20 protein-coding genes and 1 tRNA gene are annotated in these 23,510 nt (G+C 44.0%); 14 read left to right on the plus strand and 7 right to left on the minus strand.

Going from position 1 to position 23,510, the window contains the following annotated elements; all coding sequences use genetic code 11:
- Nucleotides 1-20 precede the first annotated feature (20 nt).
- From INQ51_RS20335 to atpG, 7 genes are all read left to right on the plus strand, one after another.
- The gene (locus INQ51_RS20335; RefSeq protein ID WP_233379828.1) at nt 21-398 is read left to right on the plus strand and encodes a hypothetical protein; all 378 of its coding nucleotides are present in this window, start codon (nt 21-23) and stop codon (nt 396-398) included.
- 240 nt (nt 399-638) lie between these two features.
- Complete coding sequence (atpB, locus tag INQ51_RS20340) at nt 639-1,769, plus strand: F0F1 ATP synthase subunit A (protein WP_233379829.1); 1,131 nt, start codon at nt 639-641, stop codon at nt 1,767-1,769.
- A gap of 24 nt (nt 1,770-1,793) precedes the next feature.
- Nucleotides 1,794-2,057 carry an ATP synthase F0 subunit C gene (atpE, locus tag INQ51_RS20345; protein WP_119436375.1) on the plus strand — a complete coding sequence of 88 codons (264 nt, stop codon included), beginning with the start codon at nt 1,794-1,796 and terminating at the stop codon, nt 2,055-2,057.
- Nucleotides 2,058-2,123: 66 nt separating this feature from the next.
- On the plus strand, nt 2,124-2,618 hold the full coding sequence (locus tag INQ51_RS20350) for a F0F1 ATP synthase subunit B (RefSeq protein ID WP_233379830.1): 495 nt from the start codon (nt 2,124-2,126) through the stop codon (nt 2,616-2,618).
- Nucleotides 2,619-2,622: 4 nt separating this feature from the next.
- Nucleotides 2,623-3,168, plus strand: coding sequence for an ATP synthase F1 subunit delta (gene atpH, locus INQ51_RS20355; protein ID WP_233379831.1), 546 nt, complete (start codon nt 2,623-2,625; stop codon nt 3,166-3,168).
- A gap of 32 nt (nt 3,169-3,200) precedes the next feature.
- Nucleotides 3,201-4,781, plus strand: coding sequence for a F0F1 ATP synthase subunit alpha (gene atpA / locus INQ51_RS20360; protein ID WP_233379832.1), 1,581 nt, complete (start codon nt 3,201-3,203; stop codon nt 4,779-4,781).
- Between the two features lie 71 nt (nt 4,782-4,852).
- Complete coding sequence (gene atpG, locus INQ51_RS20365) at nt 4,853-5,731, plus strand: ATP synthase F1 subunit gamma (protein ID WP_233379833.1); 879 nt, start codon at nt 4,853-4,855, stop codon at nt 5,729-5,731.
- A 381-nt stretch (nt 5,732-6,112) separates the two neighbouring features.
- Here the strand turns inward: atpG and INQ51_RS20370 are convergent, their stop codons facing one another.
- A complete protein-coding gene (locus tag INQ51_RS20370; protein WP_233379834.1) occupies nt 6,113-6,925 on the minus strand; it encodes a ThuA domain-containing protein in 813 nt (270 codons plus the stop codon).
- 372 nt (nt 6,926-7,297) lie between these two features.
- Between INQ51_RS20370 and INQ51_RS20375 the strand changes: the two genes are divergently transcribed.
- On the plus strand, nt 7,298-8,212 hold the full coding sequence (locus INQ51_RS20375) for a nuclear transport factor 2 family protein (protein ID WP_233379835.1): 915 nt from the start codon (nt 7,298-7,300) through the stop codon (nt 8,210-8,212).
- Between the two features lie 65 nt (nt 8,213-8,277).
- On the opposite strand, the gene INQ51_RS22770 is transcribed toward INQ51_RS20375, so the two are convergent.
- From INQ51_RS22770 to INQ51_RS20395, 5 genes are all read right to left on the minus strand, one after another.
- Nucleotides 8,278-8,520, minus strand: a complete 243-nt coding sequence (locus INQ51_RS22770; protein ID WP_410796530.1) for a GIY-YIG nuclease family protein — start codon at nt 8,518-8,520, stop codon at nt 8,278-8,280.
- A 13-nt stretch (nt 8,521-8,533) separates the two neighbouring features.
- A tRNA-Val gene (locus INQ51_RS20380) sits at nt 8,534-8,611 on the minus strand.
- A 126-nt stretch (nt 8,612-8,737) separates the two neighbouring features.
- The gene (locus INQ51_RS20385) at nt 8,738-10,030 is read right to left on the minus strand and encodes an NCS2 family permease (RefSeq protein WP_119437451.1); all 1,293 of its coding nucleotides are present in this window, start codon (nt 10,028-10,030) and stop codon (nt 8,738-8,740) included.
- Nucleotides 10,031-10,048: 18 nt separating this feature from the next.
- Nucleotides 10,049-10,735: a DUF5020 family protein gene (locus INQ51_RS20390; protein WP_119437452.1), complete on the minus strand. Its 687-nt coding sequence runs from the start codon at nt 10,733-10,735 to the stop codon at nt 10,049-10,051.
- A gap of 315 nt (nt 10,736-11,050) precedes the next feature.
- On the minus strand, nt 11,051-11,704 hold the full coding sequence (locus INQ51_RS20395; RefSeq protein ID WP_233379836.1) for a DUF2461 domain-containing protein: 654 nt from the start codon (nt 11,702-11,704) through the stop codon (nt 11,051-11,053).
- A gap of 155 nt (nt 11,705-11,859) precedes the next feature.
- Between INQ51_RS20395 and INQ51_RS20400 the strand changes: the two genes are divergently transcribed.
- From INQ51_RS20400 to INQ51_RS20420, 5 genes are all read left to right on the plus strand, one after another.
- Nucleotides 11,860-12,534: a 2-C-methyl-D-erythritol 4-phosphate cytidylyltransferase gene (locus INQ51_RS20400; protein ID WP_233379837.1), complete on the plus strand. Its 675-nt coding sequence runs from the start codon at nt 11,860-11,862 to the stop codon at nt 12,532-12,534.
- A 224-nt stretch (nt 12,535-12,758) separates the two neighbouring features.
- Nucleotides 12,759-13,385, plus strand: a complete 627-nt coding sequence (locus INQ51_RS20405) for a TetR/AcrR family transcriptional regulator (protein ID WP_233379838.1) — start codon at nt 12,759-12,761, stop codon at nt 13,383-13,385.
- 73 nt (nt 13,386-13,458) lie between these two features.
- Nucleotides 13,459-14,802, plus strand: coding sequence for a TolC family protein (locus tag INQ51_RS20410; RefSeq protein WP_233379839.1), 1,344 nt, complete (start codon nt 13,459-13,461; stop codon nt 14,800-14,802).
- Between the two features lie 107 nt (nt 14,803-14,909).
- Nucleotides 14,910-16,031: an efflux RND transporter periplasmic adaptor subunit gene (locus INQ51_RS20415; RefSeq protein WP_233379840.1), complete on the plus strand. Its 1,122-nt coding sequence runs from the start codon at nt 14,910-14,912 to the stop codon at nt 16,029-16,031.
- A gap of 22 nt (nt 16,032-16,053) precedes the next feature.
- On the plus strand, nt 16,054-19,491 hold the full coding sequence (locus INQ51_RS20420) for an efflux RND transporter permease subunit (RefSeq protein WP_233379841.1): 3,438 nt from the start codon (nt 16,054-16,056) through the stop codon (nt 19,489-19,491).
- 63 nt (nt 19,492-19,554) lie between these two features.
- On the opposite strand, the gene INQ51_RS20425 is transcribed toward INQ51_RS20420, so the two are convergent.
- Nucleotides 19,555-20,985: a transporter substrate-binding domain-containing protein gene (locus tag INQ51_RS20425; RefSeq protein WP_233379842.1), complete on the minus strand. Its 1,431-nt coding sequence runs from the start codon at nt 20,983-20,985 to the stop codon at nt 19,555-19,557.
- 332 nt (nt 20,986-21,317) lie between these two features.
- On the opposite strand from INQ51_RS20425, the gene INQ51_RS20430 reads away from it, so the two are divergent.
- The gene (locus INQ51_RS20430; RefSeq protein ID WP_233379843.1) at nt 21,318-23,336 is read left to right on the plus strand and encodes an ATP-binding protein; all 2,019 of its coding nucleotides are present in this window, start codon (nt 21,318-21,320) and stop codon (nt 23,334-23,336) included.
- The last annotated feature ends 174 nt before the right edge of the window (nt 23,337-23,510 follow it).

Raw genomic sequence — 23,510 nt, forward strand, 5'->3', positions numbered from 1 at the left:
ATGGCCCGAGGCTAAATAAGATGAAAAGCTTTATTGCAAAATTAACGGTTCTCACCCTCGCCATTGCCCTAATCGGATGGTTGGTTTTTTCTTTGTTTTTACCCGAATATTACCTTCCGGTGTTCCCTTTTCTGCTTGGGTTCTTTTTTGTGGTAACACTTGCCATTCACGCCTACCAGCTTAGAATAGCGCAAAAAGACATCGGGAAGTTTGCACGCAGCAACATGCTTATCACCTTTTTTAAGTTAATGACCTACTCCGTTTTAGCGGTCATTTACATCGCACTCGACCGCGAAAATGCCATTCAGTTTGTAGTTGGGCTGATGTTTTTATACCTGGTTTATTCATTTTTTGAAGTAAAAGAGGTCTCCAAAATAAACCGCTTAACTCGAAAATAATTTTCCCTTCATCCCACGACTTCCCTCAATTAATCCCTCTCATAAAAAGGTTCTTAAACATTATTAATTCTTTTTTGAAATTCCGGAATTTCAACCCATGGTCAGAATTTTCTGCTAAATTTGTAGACGAACAATTAAATCGCTCAAAAAATTTTGTGCTTGCATAGAACAAATCCCTTGTCTGTTGGTTTGTTTCTGTGTCGATAAACAGATTGAATAAAGAAGATAATTGAATAAACCATGCTTAAACTTTCCAAAAGTTACGTCATAACTGTGGCATTTTTGTTATTCAGTTTTAGTGCTTTATTTGCACAACACACCAACGAGGGAGAACATGCCCAGGCATCGGAAAGTCATGCTGCCGCTTCGCACGAGGAAGCGTTTAGTGCCGGCGATTTCGTGATCGACCACGTTTCTGACTCTTACGACTGGCATATTACTTCATGGGGCGAAACCCATGTCAGCATTCCCTTGCCCATCATTCTTTACAGCAAACACCCGGAACTGCACGATGGAAAAGCATTTCATGTGTTTATGTCTTCGAAATTCCATCACGGGCACGATGCCTACAAAGGCTTTAAAATTTCGCAAAGCGAAGATTTCAAAGGCAAAATTGTTGAACTGGATGCCAACGGCCACGAAATCGGGAAACCGATTGATGTATCCATAACCAAAGCCATTGCCGGTGTTTTGGCATCGGTGGTTATCCTGTTCTGGTTATTGTTTTCGATGGCCCGCTCGGCCAAAAGAAACAAAGGCAGAGCACCCCGCGGAGTTCAGAACCTGCTGGAGCCGATCATTCTTTTTATTCGCGACGAAGTGGCAAAACCCGCCATCGGAGAGCACAAATACGAAAAATTTATGCCTTTCCTTTTGTCGCTCTTTTTCTTTATTCTGATCAACAACTTCATGGGGCTTATCCCCATTGTACCATTTGGAGCCAACGTAACCGGAAATATAAGTGTAACCATGGTTTTGGCCTTGTTTACCTTTTTTGTTACCACTATCAACGGAAACAAACATTACTGGAAAGAAATTTACAATCCCGATGTTCCGTGGTGGTTGAAATTCCCGATACCATTGATGCCAATTGTTGAACTTTCAGGCGTTATTACCAAGCCGTTTGTACTGATGGTGCGACTCTTTGCCAACATGATGGCCGGTCACCTCATTGTAATGGTGTTCATCAGCCTGATTTTTGTTTTCGGCAGTTTATTCGGCCCGGCAGTAGGATTGGGAGCAAGCCCGGTATCCATCGTCTTCTCGGTGTTTATCCTTTTGCTCGATGTGTTGGTATCGTTTATACAAGCTTATGTTTTTACGCTGTTGTCGGCACTCTATTTCGGAATGGCGACTTCAGATCATCATTAATATTAATACTTAAAGTAAAAAGCTATGTTATCAGCTATTTTAACAGTATTGCTACAAGCGGCCGCCGGAGCTGCAGTGGGTAAAATGGGAGCAGCAATTGGTGCAGGTTTGGCAGCCATTGGAGCTGGTATGGGTATCGGTAAAATCGGTGCCAGTGCCATGGAAGCCATTGCCCGTCAGCCCGAAGCAAGCGGTGACATTCGGTCAAACATGATTGTATCGGCAGCTTTGATTGAAGGTGTTGCCTTCTTTGCCGTTATTGTTTGTATCCTTATCGTTTTTGTATAGCAAAAAACTTTGGCAGCCATCCCGGGGATTGCCCGGGATGCTGTTGCCACTTAAAATTTTGAAAGTATGGGATTAGTAATGCCGAATCCGGGTACCATTATCTGGATGATCATCATTTTCGCGATTGTACTTTTTATCCTGAAAAAGTTCGCCTGGAAGCCGATTCTGAATGCTTTGAAAGAACGCGAGGAATCGATTGCCCATGCCCTGAACTCGGCCGAAGAAGCCAAAAAGGAAGTAGCAGGATTAAAAGCTGACAACGAAAAAATTATTGCCGAAGCCCGTCGCGAAAAAGACGCCATTCTAAAAGAGGCCAAAGAGTTAAAAGATAAAATTGTGGCCGAGGCGAAAGAAAAAGCCGCCCAGGAAGCACAAAAAACCATCGACGAAGCCCGTCAGCAAATCGATGCTGAAAAAACGGCCGCCATCAATACCATCAAAAAGCAGGTAGCCGAACTTTCGGTGATGATCGCAGAAAAAGTGATCCGGAAAGAACTGGCCGAAAAAGGAGAACAGGAAAAAATGGTAGATGGTCTTATCGACGATATCAAGCTGAATTAAGGTTATGGATCAAAGTGCAATAAACGTTCGTTACGCCAAGGCATTCTTTTCCACGGCCAAAGAGAAAAAGCTGCTCGATACGCTCAAGGCAGATATTCATTCGGTTTTGGAGATATGCCATTCGGTACCTGATTTTGTTCTGTTGCTGGAAAGTCCGGTTGTAAAGACTTCCAAAAAAGCAGCACTGATCAAACAGATTTTTGAAGGCAAGGTCAATCCCCTAACCCTGAATTTCCTTCTGCTGATCGTGGAAAATAAACGTGAAGTTTTTATTCCCGGCATCTGCAGAAATTTTCTTGATCTATCCAAAAAAGATCAGAACATACGGTCGGCAGTGCTTACTACCGCTTCGGAAGCAAATGCGGCCACCCTTCAAAAAATACAGGAATTGCTCGAAAAAGAGCTGAATGCCACCATCGAGCTGAGCACACAGGTAAATCCGGAAATACTGGGAGGCCTGGTTTTACGCCTCGACGACAAACAGTACGATGCCAGCGTGGCTTCTCAACTCAGGAAAATCAAGCAAAACCTTTTGGAAACTGAATTATAAAACGTAGTCAACAAAGAAAAACAAGATAGAACATGGCGAATATAAAACCTGCTGAAGTATCTGAAATTCTCAAGCAACAACTAGAAGGATTTAAATCGGCTGCCGAGTTGGAAGAAGTGGGCACCGTTTTACAGGTAAGCGATGGAATTGCCCGTATTTATGGTTTGTCGAATGTAGAGGCCAACGAAATGATCGAATTTGACAGTGGTGTGAAAGGGATCATTCTTAACCTCGAGGAAGACAACGTTGGAGCCGTTCTGTTGGGGCCTACCGAAGAAATCAAGGAAGGTGACACCGTAAAACGTTTGCGCCGCATTGCATCCATCCAGGTAGGCGAGAATTTGCTGGGCCGCGTTATCAATACCATCGGTGAAGCCATCGACGGCAAGGGAGCCATCCAGGGCGAACTTTTTGAAATGCCGCTCGAACGCAAAGCGCCGGGGGTTATTTACCGCCAGCCGGTAAAACAACCGCTTCAGACAGGATTGAAAGCCATCGACGCCATGATCCCGATCGGACGTGGCCAGCGTGAGTTGATCATCGGCGACCGCCAAACCGGTAAAACCGCTGTGGCCATCGACACCATCATCAACCAACGCGAGAATTTTGAAAAAGGGAAGCCGGTTTACTGTATCTATGTGGCCATCGGGCAAAAAGGCTCAACGGTTGCCAACATTGCAGCTACTTTAACCAAAGCCGGCGCCATGGATTACACTGTAATTGTTGCTGCTACAGCTGCCGATCCGGCCGCCTTGCAGTTTTATGCACCTTATGCAGGTGCCGCTATCGGTGAATATTTCCGCGATACCGGCCGCGATGCCTTGATCATATACGACGACCTTTCAAAACAGGCCGTTTCGTACCGCGAAGTTTCCCTGCTGCTTCGTCGTCCTCCGGGTCGTGAAGCTTATCCGGGTGATGTATTTTACCTGCACTCCCGTCTTTTGGAACGTGCCGCGAAAATCATCGAATCGGATGATATTGCAAAGAACATGAACGACCTGCCCGATTGTTTGAAAGACAAAGTAAAAGGTGGCGGTTCGCTTACGGCCCTTCCGATTATCGAGACACAGGCCGGTGACGTTTCAGCGTATATCCCAACCAACGTTATTTCGATTACCGATGGACAGATCTTCCTTGAATCGAACCTGTTCAACTCGGGTATCCGCCCCGCGATTAACGTAGGTATTTCGGTATCTCGTGTAGGTGGTAATGCGCAGATCAAAGCCATGAAGAAAATTGCAGGTACGCTGAAACTTGACCAGGCTCAGTTCCGCGAACTCGAAGCCTTTTCGAAGTTTGGTTCCGACCTGGATGCTGCCACCAAACGCGTGCTCGACAAAGGACGCAAGAACGTGGAAATCCTGAAACAGGGACAGTATTCGCCGATGAAGATCGAACACCAGGTGGCTATTATCTACTGCGGAACAAAAGAATTGCTTCGCCAGGTTCCGGTGGAAAAAGTAAAAGCTTTTGAAGTTGATTTCCTGGACGCCATGGAAATGTCGCACCGGGCAACGCTGGATGAATTAAAAGCCGGTAACATCAATGCTGAAATCGAAGAAGTGATTCGGAAAGTAGCAGCTGAAACGGCAGAGAAATACAAACAATAAGGACTGATTTATTGAGGGATTGAGGGACTGATTTCAGTCCTTCTCCATATCAATCATTCAATCAATACAATATGGCTGGATTAAAAGAAATACGTACCAGGATAGCATCGGTAAAAACCACGCGGCAGGTGACAAGTGCCATGAAAATGGTTTCGGCGGCCAAGCTCAAAAAAGCGCAGGACGCCATTATGCAGATCAGGCCTTATGCCGAAAAGCTGCACGAGATTCTGACCTCCCTGAGCGCCAGCCTCGAAAATGTGGAAGATTCGGTTTATACCCAGCCCAGGCATCCCGAAAAGGTGCTGATCATCCTGGTGGCTTCCAATCGTGGATTGTGTGGTGGTTTTAATACCAATATTGCCAAAAAAGCTATTGAACTGGCCAATTCAAGCTATTTCAACCAGCTGCAAATGGGCAAACTCGATTTTATGTGTATCGGAAAAATCGGGCAGCGTAATTTAAAACACCGCGGCTACAGTGTGGTGGCCGATGAGAACGACCTGTACAACGAACTTACTTTCGAGAATGTATCCAGGATTGCCCAAGAGGTAATGAAAGCTTTTGAAGAAAAGAAATACGACCGGGTAGAACTGGTTTACAACCAATTCCGGAATGCAGCGGTTCAGATACAGGCAACCGAGCAATTTCTTCCGGTAGAAATGCCCGAAGAAACCGGTGATTCTGCCAATTACGATTTCATTTACGAGCCTTCAAAAGAATACATTATTCAGGAACTGATACCCAGATCCCTGAAAATTCAATTCTACAAAGCTTTGCTGGATTCTCACGCTGCCGAGCACGGTGCGCGTATGACCGCTATGCACCAGGCCACCGATAACGCAACTACTTTGCTGGGCGATCTTACCCTACAATACAACAAAGCCCGCCAGGCAGCCATTACCGGCGAAATCCTGGAGATTGTGGGGGGCGCCGAAGCATTAAAAGGATAACTATTGAATACTATAAACAAGAAACCGTTCTTCAGCCGAAGGACGGTTTTTTTTATGGATTTTGGTTATCACCCTATTTCACAACAGGAAAACTACTTCCAGACAACTCTGGTGTTCGAACAAGCGGCTTCGGAGTTCATCCAATCAATCCCGTTTATGTTCCAACCGATTTGGTAGTTAAATCTGCTATCTCTGCCTTACAAAAATCGAATCTTGCTGATCATTCTGCAATCTGCAGATTACAAACAATGAACTTCGGAGTAGAAAAATGGATCTTCCGTCATCAAAAATCAACCTTGCGTGATCGAAAATCAAACCCGCGCGTAAAAAAATGAAGAGTGCGTGTGCGAAAAACAAATCTTGTTCTGCCAGCAACCACAACTATCCCCCATAAACCGGGCTCAGCCATTTTTCCTTAGGCTGGTATTTGCTTTCTGCCGCCCAAAGAATACCCCGCTGCATAATCTCCAGCGCTTCGGGAACCTCAAAGTCTTTCATTACGTGCCCCAGCGAAGAATAAAAAACACGGCCATCACCGTAATATTTTTTCCAGACTACCGGAATAATGCAGCCGTCGATCCACGCAGAATGTTCTCCCGAAAATTTCGTAGTGGCCAGTACTTTCACATTTGGATCAACTTGCATGTAATACTGCTCCGAATGCATCGCAAAATCGTTCAATCCTTTTGTCACCGGGTCAGTTTGATCGCCAACGTGAACAGTATAATCGATCACTCCGCCGGGGTGAGCCACCCATTGTCCGCCCACCATAAACTGGTACTCCACATTGTTTCTGAACGAATCACCAATTCCACCGTGCCAACCGGCCAGTCCTGCGCCTTTTTTAACCGCCGCCAGCAGGCCTTTTTCCTGTTCCCCGGTAATGGTTCCCATGGTCCAGATCTGAACGATCAAATCCACCGAATCCATCAATTCCTCATCCAGGTAGGCATCCAGAGAATCGGAGACCTTTACATCCGCCCCCTGCGAACGCAACCACGGCACAAATAAATCTACCGACTGCTTGGGCTCATGGCCTTCCCAGCCACCGTAAACGTACAGCACTTTCTTTCCTGCCAAAGCAGATTCGGACTTACGACTTACACTTGCCGAAACAATGTCCGGAATCAGAACCGCTCCGGCACCAGCCGCAACACTGGTTTTTATGAAATTTCTCCTTGAATGTGATCTCATGCTTTTGTTGATTTAGTGGTACTAAAAGTAGCGGAAAAAACGCATTAATAAAACCTCTGCTTTACGGTTTCACAACACATAGCTGCCCGATCTTACGTGCCGTTTATTAATTTTTAGAACAATACGTATCATATTTTCATAATCAATAATACCGGGGAATACTACGGTAAAAACACGCTAAAGCTCGCACCAGATGTGCTGCCTCTAATAAAGCAGACTTTCCGACTAAACATAACGAACTGACTTACAGCAATTATTAAATAACATAAAAGTCATTTCGTTCCAACTTTTTTGTAACTTGAATATACCTGCCCATATAAAATTTCGGATAGAACCAGCAGCAATCGTATTTATTAATTAAAAATTACCACTATGAAGAATTTTGCGTTTTTACTGATTCTAACCCTCGCCTTTACGACCACGTTCGCCCAAAAGAAAAACGGAACGGTCTACAACGAACACCCTGACATTGAAAAAACCCGTGAATTATGGAAGGCTTTCACAAACGGTGACGTAGACACTTACAAGAGCTTTTTTGCTGACAGTATCGGGCTGATGCGAAACGGGCAATACCGGAAAATTGCCAAAGCGAATTTTGGCAACAACATTACCTGGTGGAAGAATAACATTGAAAACCTGAGTGTAAAGGATGATACCCCGGCCTATCCGGATGCAATAGAATATGCCGACGGTGGAATATGGGTGCAGGATTGGTTACTGATTACGGGAACGCACAAAACTTCCGCAATAAATCTGGAACTACGTCTTCACAATCTTTATGCGTTTAATAAGGAAGGTAAAGTTGCTATGTTGATCCAGTATTTCGACGACAGTGTGTTTGAAGAAATCGACAACGGCAACCTGGAAAAAGAAAACGGGAAAGTATTTATCAGCCACCCCTACATTGTTACAGTACGCAAACTGATGAATGCCTATGCAGCCAAGGATATGGAAACGCTGCTGAGCTTTTATACCGACAATGCCCGTTTTGGAAGTATTGAATACCAATGGAACAAAACCATCGATTTAGCCACCCGAAAAGAAGGAATAAAAACCACGTTCGAAAAGATAAAAGACATTCACTTTAAGCAAAATGGTTATCCTGACTGTATCTACTACGCCAAAAATAACCGCTACGAAGTTTATTCCTGGTGGGAGTATTCCTTTACCTATGTTGAAACCGGGAAAAAAGTGGTAATGCCTCTCATGCTGTCTCATTCGTTTAACGACGACGGGAAAATTGTAGGAGAACAGGCTTATTACAGCACCAATCATTTCGACAGATAAACAAAATTCAGGTATAAAAAAAAGGAGTTCGAAAGTATCGAACTCCTTTTTTTACCTCAACAATACTATTGCAACAATCCTCTGATAAAAGAACGCCCGCGTGAAGTCTTAAGCTGCCTCTCACGCTTTAGTGCTTCTGTTTTAGTCTCAAATTCTTCCTGATAAATAATCTTCCACGGCTGATAGCGGCTTGTCCAACCAGTATTTTCTGCGGAATTATGTATTGCGAGTCGTTTTATCGGATCTGATGAGTACCCGACATAAATCTTGTTAAACCTTTCAGAATACAGAACATAGGTATGATACATGTACCTGGAGTTTTGGTGGGTCGTACTGGATTCGAACCAGTGACCTCATGCCTGTCAAGCATGCGTTCTGAACCAACTGAACTAACGACCCCTATCCTGTCATCCGTCAGCTGACGGACTAAACCAACTGAGCTAATGCCTCGTTCACTGGCAGCAAAAATAACAAAAAAAGAGACACTTTTAAATGTCTCTTTTTTTATCGTAAAAATATAATTGCTTATATAAAAAACTTGAGGATAAACAGTACTGAAAGCACAACCATCACCACAGAAATGTCTTTCACTTTTCCGGTGAGAACTTTCAACAGAACATATGATAACATACCAAACACAATACCTTCGGCAATACTATAAGTAAGCGGCATTACTATAATGGTAACAAAAGCCGGGATAGACTCGGTAAAATTATCAAAATCGATTTTGAGTATTGGCGACATCATAAAGAAACCGACCAAAATTAGCGCAGGCGCAGTGGCTGCTGCAGGTACCATGGTAAATAACGGGGCAAAGAACAAAGCGATCAGGAACAGAGCCGCAGTAGCTAAGGATGTTAACCCTGTTTTACCACCTTCGGCAACACCCGATGCACTTTCAACATAAGTTGTTACAGTACTTGTTCCGACAATTGCACCAAAGAAAGTACCGATTGAGTCGGCAAACAGTGCTTGTTTTACACGCGGCACCCGGCCTTCTTTGTCAAGCATTCCCGCTTTCGACGAAACACCCACCAGTGTACCTACTGTATCGAACATATCCACAAAAAGGAATGTAAACAATACAATCAACATGTCCCAGGTAAAGATGTTGTGAAACTCAAACTTCATAAAGATAGGCGACAACGACGGTGGAACATCCACCAGGTGACCTTCGGGCATATGAGTTACGCCAAAAGGAATACCAGCAACAGTGGCAACAAAAATACCAATCAGCAAGGCACCTTTAACTCTGCGTGCCAGCAAAACGGCGGTAAGAATAACACCCCCCAAAGCAATCAGTACGGCAGGAGAGCTCATATCGCCAAGTCCAACCAATACGGCATCGTTGTTCACAATAACACCGGCATTCTGAAGTCCGATAAATGCAATAAACAATCCAATACCTGCAGAAACAGCATGTTTTAACGGCAGCGGAATTGCATTTACAATCAGTTCGCGAATGTTAAAAGCTGTAAGCAGGATAAAAATGATCCCTTCCAGAAAAACAGCCGTTAATGCAAATTGCCACGAATGACCCATTCCGAGTACAACCGTGAAGGCAAAGAAAGCATTTAACCCCATTCCGGGAGCCAGTGCAAAAGGCAAGCGAGCTACCAATGCCATTACAGCAGTAGCAACAAATGCAGATAAAGCCGTTGCTGTAAACAAGGCATTTTTATCCATTCCGGTAGCACTCAGAATATCGGGGTTTACCGCCAGAATGTAGGCCATTGTCATAAAGGTCGTAATCCCCGCAAGAATTTCGGTCTTTACTGTTGTTTTGTTTTCGTCGAGTTTGAAAAACTTGTTTAGCATTTTTAGTTGGATTTAGTTTTAGAAAGTATATTTTACTGCCAGCGTAGGCTTAACAGTGAATTCATCACCAACAAAATTGTTACTCAGTTCAATTTCGGTACCTGCCGAAAAGTTTTTGCAGAAGTTATACCACAATTGTGGTTCAGACAAGAAACGGAAATCAGTTCCCCAGAACATTTCTTCTTTCCAGAAGTCAGCAAAACCAAGGAACGACATTTTTCCATCCAGGAAGTTTACGGTCCAAACCGCCGTAACCTGGAACGATGCATCTTCTTTGTCTTTGATATATTTATAGTTAGCCTGCAAGGTTAAAATTTTAGAAAAATCGGCTGATGCCCATGTGCGCTCCAACCCTGCCAGGAAACAGTTTTCAATCGGAATAAAGGGTGTTTCATCTCCGTCCAGTTTCAATACACCACCGTTGTATTCCACACGTGGCATAAATTTCTGTGTTTCGTTCCATTTAAAAGCACGGGCAATCTCCCAGTAAGCCAAAGAAACTCCGTTATCTACGTTGCGGGCGTCTGAGCTGTAGTCCATGTCAATAAAAAAGAAAGTTGAACCGTACTTGTCAGGACGAAACATCTCAACGGTAGAAGTAAACAACTTCCGGTCCTTCCCCATGTCGTAATGAAGTTGGATGTTTTGGGCATAAGTTGATGCTGCAAAAGCAAACAATGAAAATAAAAGTAGAATTCTTTTCATAATTAGAATGATAATAAATGATTAAACAGGGCCTAAAAATACTTATTTCTTTAACTCATCTTCAGTTCACTGAAACAATTTGTTAATAATATATAAACAGTAAAAATACGGGGGAATTTTCGGCCGTATTAGCATACTTTTTCATCCTTAATTCAGGGACAAAAAAAGGACAAAAAAGAACCCCGGAAGGGAACTCCGGGGCATTTTGTTGAAATCGGGAAGATAAAAAATAAGGGTCTATATAATTATATTCCGTTTCGGCAGAAAAAGTAACCCCCATTATGATAACTAAAATCACAAACGTTCAAAAATGCGTTATTGGGAAAGCGCCTCGTAAAGGAAGCGGTTCAAGGGATACAGGGTGCTAAAACCATCCACCATTGTTTCCACATATTTTTCATTACTTACCAGCGAAGGAGCCATGTCTTTCGAATAAATAAACGATTTGTACTTCAGTAAATCGATATACTGGTGGTCTTTCGGAAATCCCTTGGGAGCCGTTTTTAGCTGATCGTTATACAGTTCCGGAAACTCCTTTTTAAAATCAGGGACTTCAGTAATCTCCAGGAATTCTTCGGCGTGATCAGCCAGGTAAGTCCGTATGATTCTGAGCGGTTCAGCGGGTGGCATATAAATTCCACCTGCCATAAAGCAACCCGTTGGCTCTATGTGAAAATAGTACCCGGGATTCATACTTTTACGCCCGCCTTTACAGATGAAACTACCAAAGTTTGTTTTATACGGCCTCTTATCATGCGAAAAACGGACATCCCGAAAGATCCTGAACATACAATCCTTGGGCTGCAAACCTTTTACTTCCCGGTCAAACTGCCCTATTTCGTTGATCAGTACATCCGTTAGAAACAATACTTTTTCCCGGCTTTCTTCGTACCATTTTTTATTTGACTGAAACCACTCGCGATTGTTATTGGCGGCCAGTTCATTCAAAAATTTCAATACACTATCCATCTGCTAATATTTTCTGTTTAAAATTGTTTTCTTGTTAAGGTCCGTCAACTGACGCATGAAACCAGCACAATCATGTTCCCGTGTATTGGAAAGACTTTTTTCTTATGCTCGTTTCCCCTATTTTTACTCTCTGAAAATACGACAAAAACAGTAATATGCCTAAGAAGTTTGCATTAATAGTGGCTGGCGGAAGTGGTTCCAGAATGAACAACCAGGTTCCCAAACAGTTTCTCGAACTGGCCGGAAAGCCTGTTCTCATGCATACTTTCGAAGCATTTTACACCTTCGATCCCAACATTTCGTTTGTGCTGGTTTTACCCGACGGCGAGTTTAGCCGCTGGAAAGAACTGTGCGAAAAACACCGCTTCACTATTCCGCACCAATTGACTGCCGGAGGTTCGAACCGTTTTGAATCGGTAAAGAACGGCCTCCACCTCATCCGCGAAGAGGGTGTTGTGTTTATTCACGACGGTGTGCGACCGCTGGTTTCCGGGCGAACCATACGGAATTGCTTTGAGACAGCACAAGAAAAAGGCAATGCCTTACCCGTGGTTCCCGTTTCTGAATCGGTTCGCTATGTGGATGGCACCCGTAATTCGTCGCTCGACCGCTCGAAGTATTACCTGGTACAAACGCCGCAAACCTTTCGGGTTTCGCTCATAAAAAAAGCTTACGAACAAGCGTATTCCGAATTGTTTACCGACGATGCATCGGTTTTGGAGAATACAGGCCAGGCCATTAACACGGTGGAAGGAAACCGCACAAATATCAAAATTACCTATCCCGAAGATATTCGGATTGCCACCTTTCTGCTGTCAACAGAGAACTAAAGAAACACCTCCGTTTTTCAGTTCGCAACATCAAAAAAACCATTCGTAGATTAAATTTCGCCGTTCACCGATAATTTTACCGGAAACTCCAAAGAATGATTTAGTTTTACGCTGCTTTTTAGCTAACTACATGAAACTTAGAAAACAATTAAACAGTGCCGGAGTAAAATAAACTCTTAACACCTCAACAGTTTCCTTCGTACATAATAGCTAATTTTACATCCATGGAAGAAAAAAAAGAATACATCATAGAAAATGTGGCCTATCGTTTTCTCAAACGAGGCATCAGGAATGTAACCATGGATGACGTTGCATCCGAGTTCGGCATATCAAAGAAGACGCTGTATCAGTACTTTTCCGACAAAGAAGCCCTGGTTACCGAGGTGGTGGAGTTTTTGATTGCCTCGCAGGACTTCAAATTCAACAATCCGGCTATCGGAAACGCGATTGATATGACCATTGCCCTGCGGAAACGCATTTCCCCGGTATTAAAAATGTACCACCACAACATGGAAACCGAGTTGAAAAGAACCTATCCGGCCCTTTACCACCGGGTGTACGATTTCAAGAGAAAAAGAATCTTTGACAATACCATGGAGAATCTGAAACTTGGGATCTCGCAGGATTTGTATCGCCCTGATATTGATCCCTTTTTTATTTCAAAATTAATTGTTGGGAGGATTCTTTATACAATGAATCCGGAATACAAAATATTTGAAGAATACGAAGTACATTCAACCGCCCTTTATGATCATATTTTAGATTATCATATGCATGCCATTTGCACCCCCGAAGGGTTGCACTACTACAAACAGCTAACAAACAACATTCAGAATGAAACGAGCTCGTAAAACGCCAACACTTAAAACTAGCATTACAGGCGAGTTACATCGAATACCTTTGAAAACAAACAATTATAATGAGATGAAACGAACAACTAGAAAATTCCCCTTGTTACTGGGCCTCATCCTGCTGCTATCCGTTTTTGCAAGAGCACAGGAGCAGCCACAATCTTTTACGCTCGACCAGGCAATTGACTTTGCCATGGAGCACTCGTATGTGCTGCACAATACCAACCAGGACATAAGCATTGCTCAAAAGAAAGTGTGGGAGACCATATCGACCGGGTTGCCACAGGTGTCGGGAAGTGCCAACTACAACAAATTTTTAAACCTGCCCGTATCGCTTATTCCGGGTGAGTTTTTTGGTGAAGATGCCGGCACCTATATTCCCGTAAAGTTTGGACAGGATTACAATTCCGATTTTGGATTAAATATCTCGCAGCAAATTTTCGACGGATCGTGGATTGTAGGCGTTAGCTCGGCCACGCTATACGTAAACTTAGCCAGGCAAGCCCACGAAAAAGCAGAAATCGACATCCGCGATGCTGTTTCGCAGGCTTATTACATGGTACTGATCAGTGAACGTTACAAACAGGTTATGCTTGATAACCTTGAGAATACCCAACGGCTTTACGAAGAGACCAAGGTATATTTCGACAACGGATTTCGTGAGTCGCAGGACGTTGATCAGCTAAAAATTTTAATGCGAAATGCAGAAAACGAAGTACTCCGTTCAGAACGTGAATTATCGGTTTCCAAAATTGTATTGAAATATGCCATGGGCTACGACCTGAATACGAACATCGACTTATCAGATCAGCTTGATCGGTTTGTACTGCCTCTGACCAATGAGAAAACTCCGGTTCCGCTCGATCTGAACAGACACATCGACTATCGACTGGCAATGGCCAACTTTCAGGTATCCGACAAACTGCTGAAACTTGAAAAAGCAGCTTATTTGCCTAGCCTCAGCGGTTTTTACAACTACAGCAAAACCGCTTACAGCAACAGCGCCAATGTTTTCAGGGAAGACTGGTTTCCGTCGTCGCTGGTTGGCCTACAGGCAAAAATCCAGCTCTTTAACTCGGGGCAAAAACGTTCAAAAGTACAGCAAGCTCAACTCGAAAGAGACAAAGCAGCTACCGATCAGAAGTTGGCAGAAGTCACCCTTCAGAAAGACTACCTGACAGCATCTGCTGATTTGCAGACTGCCCGCGAACGCTTCCTGAACGATCGGGAGACCCGGGACCTGGCTCAAAGCATTCTGGACAAGACCCACATTAAGTTCAACAATGGTATGATCAGCAGTGCGGAACTTTCGCAACAGGAAACACAGTACATTAACGCGTTCCAGGCGCTGGTAACATCCACTCTTCAATTGTTGCAGGCCGATTTAAAACTTAAAAAAGCGGCAGGCGCACTATAAACAAAAAATAAAAACAGAAACACCTTAAAATGGGCATGAGAAGGAAATTCAAACAAAGCGAAGTTAATTCCGTCCGATTGCCCCGGAAAATAAACAATTACAATCACATGAAAAAGATTCTATTCATCCTGACTACTGCATTGTTCGTTTATGCTTGCGGAAGCTCTTCAGTAGAAGATGACAATACCAAAAGAACCAAGCTTCAGGAACTGAAACAACAGGTACACACGCTTGAGCAGCAAATTGATCAACTGGAAAAAGAACTCTCTGCCAATCAAACAGAGGAAACCATAAAAATAAAGGCAGAAACACTGACCAACAAAAGGTTTCAGCACTTCATCGAAGTAACAGGCCAGGTGGAAGCCGAACACGACGTAGATGTAAGCCCGGAAACCTCCGGAGTTATTATGGAGGTTTTGATTAAAGAAGGACAGCAGGTTTCGAAAGGCCAGATTATGGCCCGCCTTAACACCGATGTACTGGAGCGTTCGATTGAAGAATTGCAGGTGCAGCTTGATTTGGCCACCACCAATTACGAGCGCCAGAAAAACCTTTGGGACCAAAACATCGGTTCCGAAATGCAGTTTTTACAGGCCAAGAACAACAAGGAAAGCCTCGAAACCCGCATCCTGGGTCTGAAAACCCAGATTGAACTGGCAGAAATAAAAGCTCCTTCTGACGGTGTTGTGGATATTGTTTACCAAAAGAAAGGCAACATTGGAAGTCCGCAGACCCCGTTTGCCAAAGTGGTGGATGTTACGCACCTGAAAATTTACGGAGACATCTCTGAATCGTACATCACCAAAATACACAAGGGAGACTCCGTTAAAATCAACTTCCCGGCCCTGAGTTCCAACATGTTTGCAACCATCGACCAGATCGGGAATACGATTGATCCGGCGAGCCGCACTTTCCGGGTGCGCATCAACATCAGCAACCCCCGGAAACAGATAAAGCCCAACCTGGTGGCAGTTTTGAAATTCCGCGATTACCTGAATGATAATGCCATTGTAGTTCCCACCCTGTTCATTAAAGAAGATTTTACGGGCCACTACACCTACATTGTTGACTCAAAAGAAGGAAAAACAGTCGCTAAAAAAGTTTATGTTGAACCGGGTGTAACCGACAATAACCTCACCGAAGTAGTAAGCGGATTAAGCGCCGGTATGCAGGTTGTTTCAGAAGGCTACAACCAGATCGTGGACGGCACAACAGTCGCCATCAACTAATTACTCCAAAAACTCTGATGAAATGGAGAAAGAAAAACATGCATTAAAAGACGAAATAACGCGGAAGTTCAGACCGACTTACCTCGCGTTAAAAAATAAAACCACCATCTACATCTTCACTTTTCTGTTGGTGTTCTTTGGTATGTTCTCGTACCAGCAAATGCCGCGCGAAGCGATGCCCGAGATTGTGGTTCCGTACATTTTTATACAGACTTTGTACCCGGGAAACTCACCCGTTGACATTGAAAACCTTTGTACCCGCCCCATTGAGAAAGAGCTCAAAGGCTTGAAAGGAGTGAAAAAAGTGTCATCGGCCTCTTTCCAGGATGTCAGTACTATCATGGTGGAATTCAACACCAATGTTACCATTAAACAGGCCTTGCAGGATACCAAAGACCGTGTTGACAAAGCAAAATCCGAACTGCCCGACGATCTTCCGAGCGATCCGTATGTAACCGACTTCGACCTTTCGGAATTCCCGATCATGAACGTAAACATCTCGGGTGAATTCAGCATGCGCGAGCTAAAAAAATACGCCGAGCTGCTTCAGGACGAGTTTGAAAGTTACCGCGAGATTTCGGAAGCCAACATCCGCGGCGTGGAGGAAAGGGAAATTCAGATCGATATCGACCCTTATAAACTCGATGCCACCGGGCTTACTTTCGAAGATGTATCGCTGGCCATTCAGCTGGAAAATGTTACCATGGGCGCCGGTCAGTTTACGGCCGATAAAATCAGGCGTACCATTCGTACGGAAGCCAACTACACGGATATGAACCAGATCAGGAACACCATTATAAAAGTAAACGATGGTAAACCTGTTTACATTCGCGACATAGCAACCGTTACCGACGGATACAAGGAACAAAGCACCATTGCCCGTCTGGATAACAAGCCGGTAGTAACGCTTTCAATTACCAAAAAGTCGGGCGAAAACATTCTGTCGGCTTCTGAGAATATTTTCAAAGGAATTGAGACCCTGAAAGAAAGCGGCAGAATACCCAAAAACCTGGATGTGATTGTCACCGACGACATGACAACCTACATCGAGGACACCATCTCCAACCTCGAAAACAGCATTATCCTGGGGATGATCCTCGTTACTTTTGTGCTCTTCCTGTTTTTAGGTTTCAGAAATGCACTTTTTGCAGGGCTCGCCATCCCGCTGTCGATGTTCCTTTCATTTGTAATCCTTGAGCAATCGGGAGTCACCCTGAATTCGATGGTGCTGTATGCCCTTATTCTGGCTTTGGGGATGTTGGTCGACAATGCAATTGTGGTTGTGGAGAACGTGTACCGGCTTTACAGCCAGGGCTACTCGCTGATGAGTGCCACCAAAAGGGGTGTGAGCGAAATTGCCTTCCCTATTATTTCTTCCACATTAACTACGCTGGCTGCTTTCTTCCCCCTGCTTGCCTGGGAAGGAATGATTGGCGAATTTATGTCCATCCTTCCGCGTACACTTATTGTGGTACTGGCCTCGTCTCTTTTTGTGGCGTTGATTCTTAACCCGCCGTTTATCGCCAGCTACATGAAGATTGACGATATCATGAAAAAGGCTAACAAAAAGAAGATATTGAAGAATGCGGCCATCTTTGCAGCGGTGTCGGCTATTTTCTATGTGCTGAAAGTGTATCTTCTCGGTAATTTACTGCTTACTGTTGCCTTATTAATGGTTCTTAATATTGTTGCACTGCGCCCATTGGCCCGCTGGTTCCAAACCCGGTTTCTGGTATGGCTCGAAGGGGTTTACACCCGTCGCTTACGCCATGCGCTAACCGGCCCCTGGCCATATGTTTACTTTGGAGGAACCGTTTTGCTATTGATTTTTTCGATGCAGTTTTACTTTGGAGGAAGCCCCAAAACGGTCTTCTTCCCAAATACCGACCCCGCAACCATTTATGTCACTATGGAACTTCCGCTCGGAACATCGATTGAAAAAACCGACGAAGTATCCCGGCAGGTTGAAGCCATCGTTAAAAAAACCATCGACCCGTTTAAACACATTGTAAAATCGGTTACCACCAACGTGGGAGTGGGTAAAGGCGGTATGTTTGAAAGCGAATCAAGCCCTAACAAATCACTCACATTGGTGTCGTTTACTGAATACAAAAACCGGGAAGGCATCAACACCAGCAAAATCATGCAGGACATAAGCAAAAACCTCGATGGTTTTGTGGGGGCAAAAATTTATGTTGAAAAGAACGACGAAGGTCCGCCAACCGGAGCTCCTGTTAACATTGATGTTGTAGGAGACGAATTCAACCAGCTGATAAAAATCACAGATGACTTTATTCGACTGATCGAGGCAGATAACATTCCGGGGGTCGACGAGCTAAAGCTCAACATCAACGTAAACCAGCCTGAAATGCTGATTGAGGTGGACCGCGAAAAAGCCCGTTTGTACGAACTTTCCACGCAGGAAATTGCACTGGCATTCAGAAACGCCCTTTACGGTTATGAGGCCAGCAAGTTTAAAGACGGTGAAGATGAGTACGACATATTTGTTCGCCTGGCCGAAGAATACCGCAACGACGTTTCCACTTTAATGAACCAGAAAATTAAGGTAGAAGAACACAGTATCCCCATCTCTTCGGTGGCCAGCTTTAAATATGCCACTACCTACGACAAAATCAGCCGGATTGATTTTAAACGCGAGATCACTATTTCTTCCGAAGTTGTTGAGGGGCACAACCCCAACGAGATCAATGCGCGCATCGCCCAGATTCTGGAAGACTATCAAATGCCCGAAGGATATACTTACGCATTTACCGGCGAACAGCAGGAACAGGCTGAAAGTATGGAGTTTTTATTCTTTGCGCTGCTGATTGCCATTGCGCTGATCATGATCATCATGGTAACACAGTTTAACTCCTTTATCCGGCCCGCGATCATCATTGCCACTGTAATTTTCAGCACCATCGGGGTTTTCCTCGGACTGGGCATTTTCCAGATGGAATTTGTGGTGATCATGACCGGAATCGGAATTATTTCACTGGCGGGGATTGTGGTAAACAACGGTATTGTACTGATCGACTATATTGACCTTACCCGGAAACGGAAAAGAGAGGAACTTGGCCTGCCCGAAGATGCATTCTTACCCAAGGAGGTACAACGCGAGGCGCTGGTTGAAGCCGGCCGTACCCGTTTGAGGCCCGTATTGCTAACCGCCATTACAACTGTTCTAGGGCTGTTGCCTTTGGCGATTGGGCTCAACTTCGACTTCTTTTCGCTGTACACCCATTTCGATCCGCAAATTTCAATCGGGGGCGAAAGCGTTGCATTCTGGGGGCCAATGTCGTGGACCGTTATTTTCGGGTTGACTTTTGCCACCGTTCTTACGCTGGTTATTTCTCCGGTAATGTACATGATCACTATTCGCATCAATTACACCATCCGGAAATGGACCGGCAATCTTCCCCATCAGCAAGTTGTAAACGAACAACAGATACTTGAATAGCAAAAAAGCGGAGATTGACTCTCCGCTTTTTTTATTTCTTTTTTTCAGAAATCCTCAGTTACACTATTCCAAAAACAGCGTATAATTTTCATAGCGTGCAAACACCTCTTTCACATAAGTATAAGGTTCCACGCCACGAACATAACCGTATTTCACCACCGATTTATTGTAGTTCTCGGGATAGCTCAACTTCAAAATCGATTCTTCCACATTTTTATCCCAGGTATCCGGATCCAGTTTGTCCAGTTTTGCCAGGTTTCGTGCATCTTCCACATGGCCATACCCGCAGTTATAAGCTGCCATGGTAAACTTTATGCGTTGCACGGAATCCGGAATATCTTCAAAACGATCCCAAAGAAGTTCCAGTATCTTAGTGGCAGCATCCATGCTTTGAACCGGGTCAGTCCGATCCTTCACCCCAAAGCGCTCCGCAGTTCCGGGCATTAGTTGCATCAGCCCTTGGGCGCCGGCCCACGATTCCAGTCCCGGGTTAAACTTCGACTCCTGAAAAACCATGGCCGCCATTAAGCGCCAGTCCCAGCCAAGCGTATCAGCGCCGGCCTGTATCAATTCGTCGTAGGCACTCACCCGGTTGTTGTTCAGGCTGTAAAAGTCGCTGTTTTCGCGCCGTCTGAAATCACGCTCGTTTTTGAAATATTTGTTGTAAATCACATAATACTCCACTCCGTCCTTCATCTCATTGATCCACTCGTTCAATGCCTTTTCCAACTCTTTGCTTTGAGGACGTAACGCCCAGGCCATCCGTTGCGAAAAACTGATCGGGACCCGAACATCCAACTCCGGATAGTACGAAGCATTGATACTTGCTATGTTGTTATCGGCTACGGTGTATTTTATTTCGCCGTTGGCCACCATTTCAATAATCTTATCGGTAGATAAATCTCCCGGCAAAGTATCGATATGGATCTCCCCGCCAATTTCTTCGCTCAGGTTTGCCAGCCTCGAAAAATAAGAGGTATTCGCGCTTACCGACACGGTATCGCCAATTAATTCAATGGCATCATGAACAAGCGAAGCCTGAACTTCGCTCCACTTCATTTTGCGGTAGTTTTCGGGTTTTCGCTGCACCAATACCTGGTGGGTGAGATACAGATAATCGGAGAAAGTCACTTTTTTCTTTCGCTCATTGGTTATCGTAAGACCATGAGCGATCAAATCCACATTTCCCTCTCCCAACTGATAAAACATGGTATCCAGATTGTTGGAAACAATGATATTTAACTCAACTCCAAGATGCCGGGCAAAGCGTTTCAGAAGGTCGTACTCATACCCCATTGGCTGCCCTTTGTAAAGAAAATAACTGGTGCCGCTGTAGGACGTGATCACTTTCAGCACACCGTCATCAAGAATCTGAGGTAAATCGTGTTTTAACTTTAATTCTCTCTCCTTCCCTGCCTTTCTATCGCCAAATAATCCGCACGAAGTCAGGGCAAGAAGTAGGATAAAAAATAGATAGCGAAGCTGTTTTCCCATAAAAATTTATTACAGTTTGCAATCTTTCTCTGACTACAAGGTAAAAAAAGTTACGTTTTTTAAGAACATACTAAAAGGATAATGCCTTTTATTCCTCAACAATCCAAGCGGCTCAAACGATCAAATAAATTTCTTCCATTCAAAACGCAAAAATAACAATGTTATGTTTTGTCCCTCTACTTTTCTTTTTATCTGTCAGCAAAAGGACTATGGTTTTGCCGATTTTACTATATTTGGTCGGAATTGCCGGCTAAATGAAAGTTCAATTTAGACACATATCAACCTGCCTTATATTTTGTTTCGGTTTGCTGTTTAGTTCTTCGCTGTTTGCTATGGATCAGAAGATAGATTCCTTAAGAACTGCATGCCTCACCGAAACGGATTCCATTAAATTGGTGGACAATTATAATGCATTATCGGTCTATTTTACTTATTCCAATTCCGACAGCTCGCTTTTTTATGCGCAAAAAGCTTTCGATCTGGCAAAAAAGGCGGAGTATCGCAGAGGAGAAGGCACGGCACTGTTTCGGATCAGCTATTGCTACGATCAATCCGGGCAATGGGACGATGCCATCAACAACCTCCAAAATGCCATCTCTATTTTTGAAGAAATCAAGGACACTTCCAATATTATTGCCTGCCAGCTAAACCTTGGTCTTATATATTCCTACGGTCCTGACCTTGTAAAAGGACTTGAATATACCATAAATGCAAAAAACCTGGCTGAAGCCCTTGATGACAATGGCTTCGGATTAACCGAAGCTTACACCAACGTTGGCTGGTACTACGAATACCTGCAAGAGTATCGTGGCGCTTACCGCTATTACATGAAAGCCCTCGAAATAGCCGAGCAGACAAAGGAAGTGGATTACATTGCGGTGCTTACAACCGGTTTGTGTTTTGTAAATATCAAACTCAAAAAGCTGGATGAAGCGCTCAGTAACCTGAAAAGAACACAGGAACTCCTGCCTCAAATCGAAGACCTTCATTTCGAGACACAGGTAACCATCTTGTTTGTGTACTATTATCTCGAGATCGATGACCTGTTGGCGGCTGAAAAAAATATCCAAAAAGCCGAGCAAATGATCAACGAGCAAAATTTTGAGCGGATGAGAGCCGACCTGGCTTATCTGAAAGGGAAGCTTTTCTTAAAACAGAAGAAATCTACGGATGCTTTGGCCTGTTTTAATAGCGCGCTTACGTTTTGTGAGAAGATGGACAGACACGACCTCGTAAAAGACATTTACAGTGCAAAAACAGAAGCGCTGGCCGAATTGCGGCAATACAAAAGGGCTTACGAAATTCAGCAACTGGCCAACAAGTCAAATGCAATGCTGCAGCCCAACAAAATAGCACAGGTTCTTGGTGAATTTGAACACCAGGAATTATTACGGGAACAACAAGAGCAGGCGCAGCTTCAGGCAAAACTGAACGAAGAAAAAATCAGGAACGATAAATTTAAAAGCCGGATCAAATTACAAATTGCAGCCTTTGCAGCCATTATGCTGGTTATCGTTGTAATCATTCTGGGATACTACCTGTGGCTAAGAAGAAACCACGCCGCGGTTCTGAATGAAAACTACGAAACCATTCATAAACAAAAGGTATTGCTTGAAAGAAACCTCCGGCGAATGGAAGAAGACGAGCGAAAACTAAAGGAACTAAATGCGACCAAAGACAAGTTTTTTTCGATCATTGCGCACGACCTGAAAAATCCGTTCAATGTATTGATCGGAATCTCAGATCTGCTCCGTACCAACAGCGACATCAAAAATTCCAAAGACTTTGAAACACTGGTGGAAGGGATGTTCCAAACCGCTACATCGGGTTATAATTTGCTGGAAAATCTGCTTGAATGGTCGCGCACGCAAACAGGAAACCTTCAGTACAAGCCACAACCTTTCTACTTCAACAAAGTCCTCTCATCCAACGAAATACTGTTCAAAGAAGCAGCAAAATCAAAAAGCATTACCATTAACTGGCCTTCCAACCACGAAATCGTGGTGGCCGATTTCAATATGGTTAACTTCATTTTCCGTAATCTTCTGAACAACGCGATCAAGTTCTCTTATGAAGGAGATACCATCGATGTTTCGGTTTCAGCCAACGGAAAAATGGTTGAATGCAATATCCGGGACAACGGTATGGGTATGGACGAAGAAACCCTTCAAAAGTTGTTCAAAATTGAACACTCCGTTCAGAAAGATGGCACAGCCAAAGAAAAAGGCACAGGACTGGGATTGATACTCTGCAAGGAGTTTGTGGAAAAAAACGGCGGCAAGATCTGGGTCGAGAGCAAACCGGGCAAGGGCAGTATTTTTGGTTTCAGCTTACCTCTTAAACGAGCGTAAATTAGTTCAAAAGAAAGCATTTAGCCGACCAACAGTACGCGTACGTGCCGCATGAAATACCGGTAAAACGAAGAATATTAAAGTAAAACTCCCATCTTTGCAGAGGATCGCAGCAACACGTTTTTGAAATACCGGAGCAGGATGAAATTCTTTGACAAAAGATTCCTCTCATTT

The sequence above is a fragment of the Maribellus sp. CM-23 genome (genome assembly GCF_021354595.1).
In the GTDB taxonomy this organism is placed as follows: domain Bacteria; phylum Bacteroidota; class Bacteroidia; order Bacteroidales; family Prolixibacteraceae; genus Draconibacterium.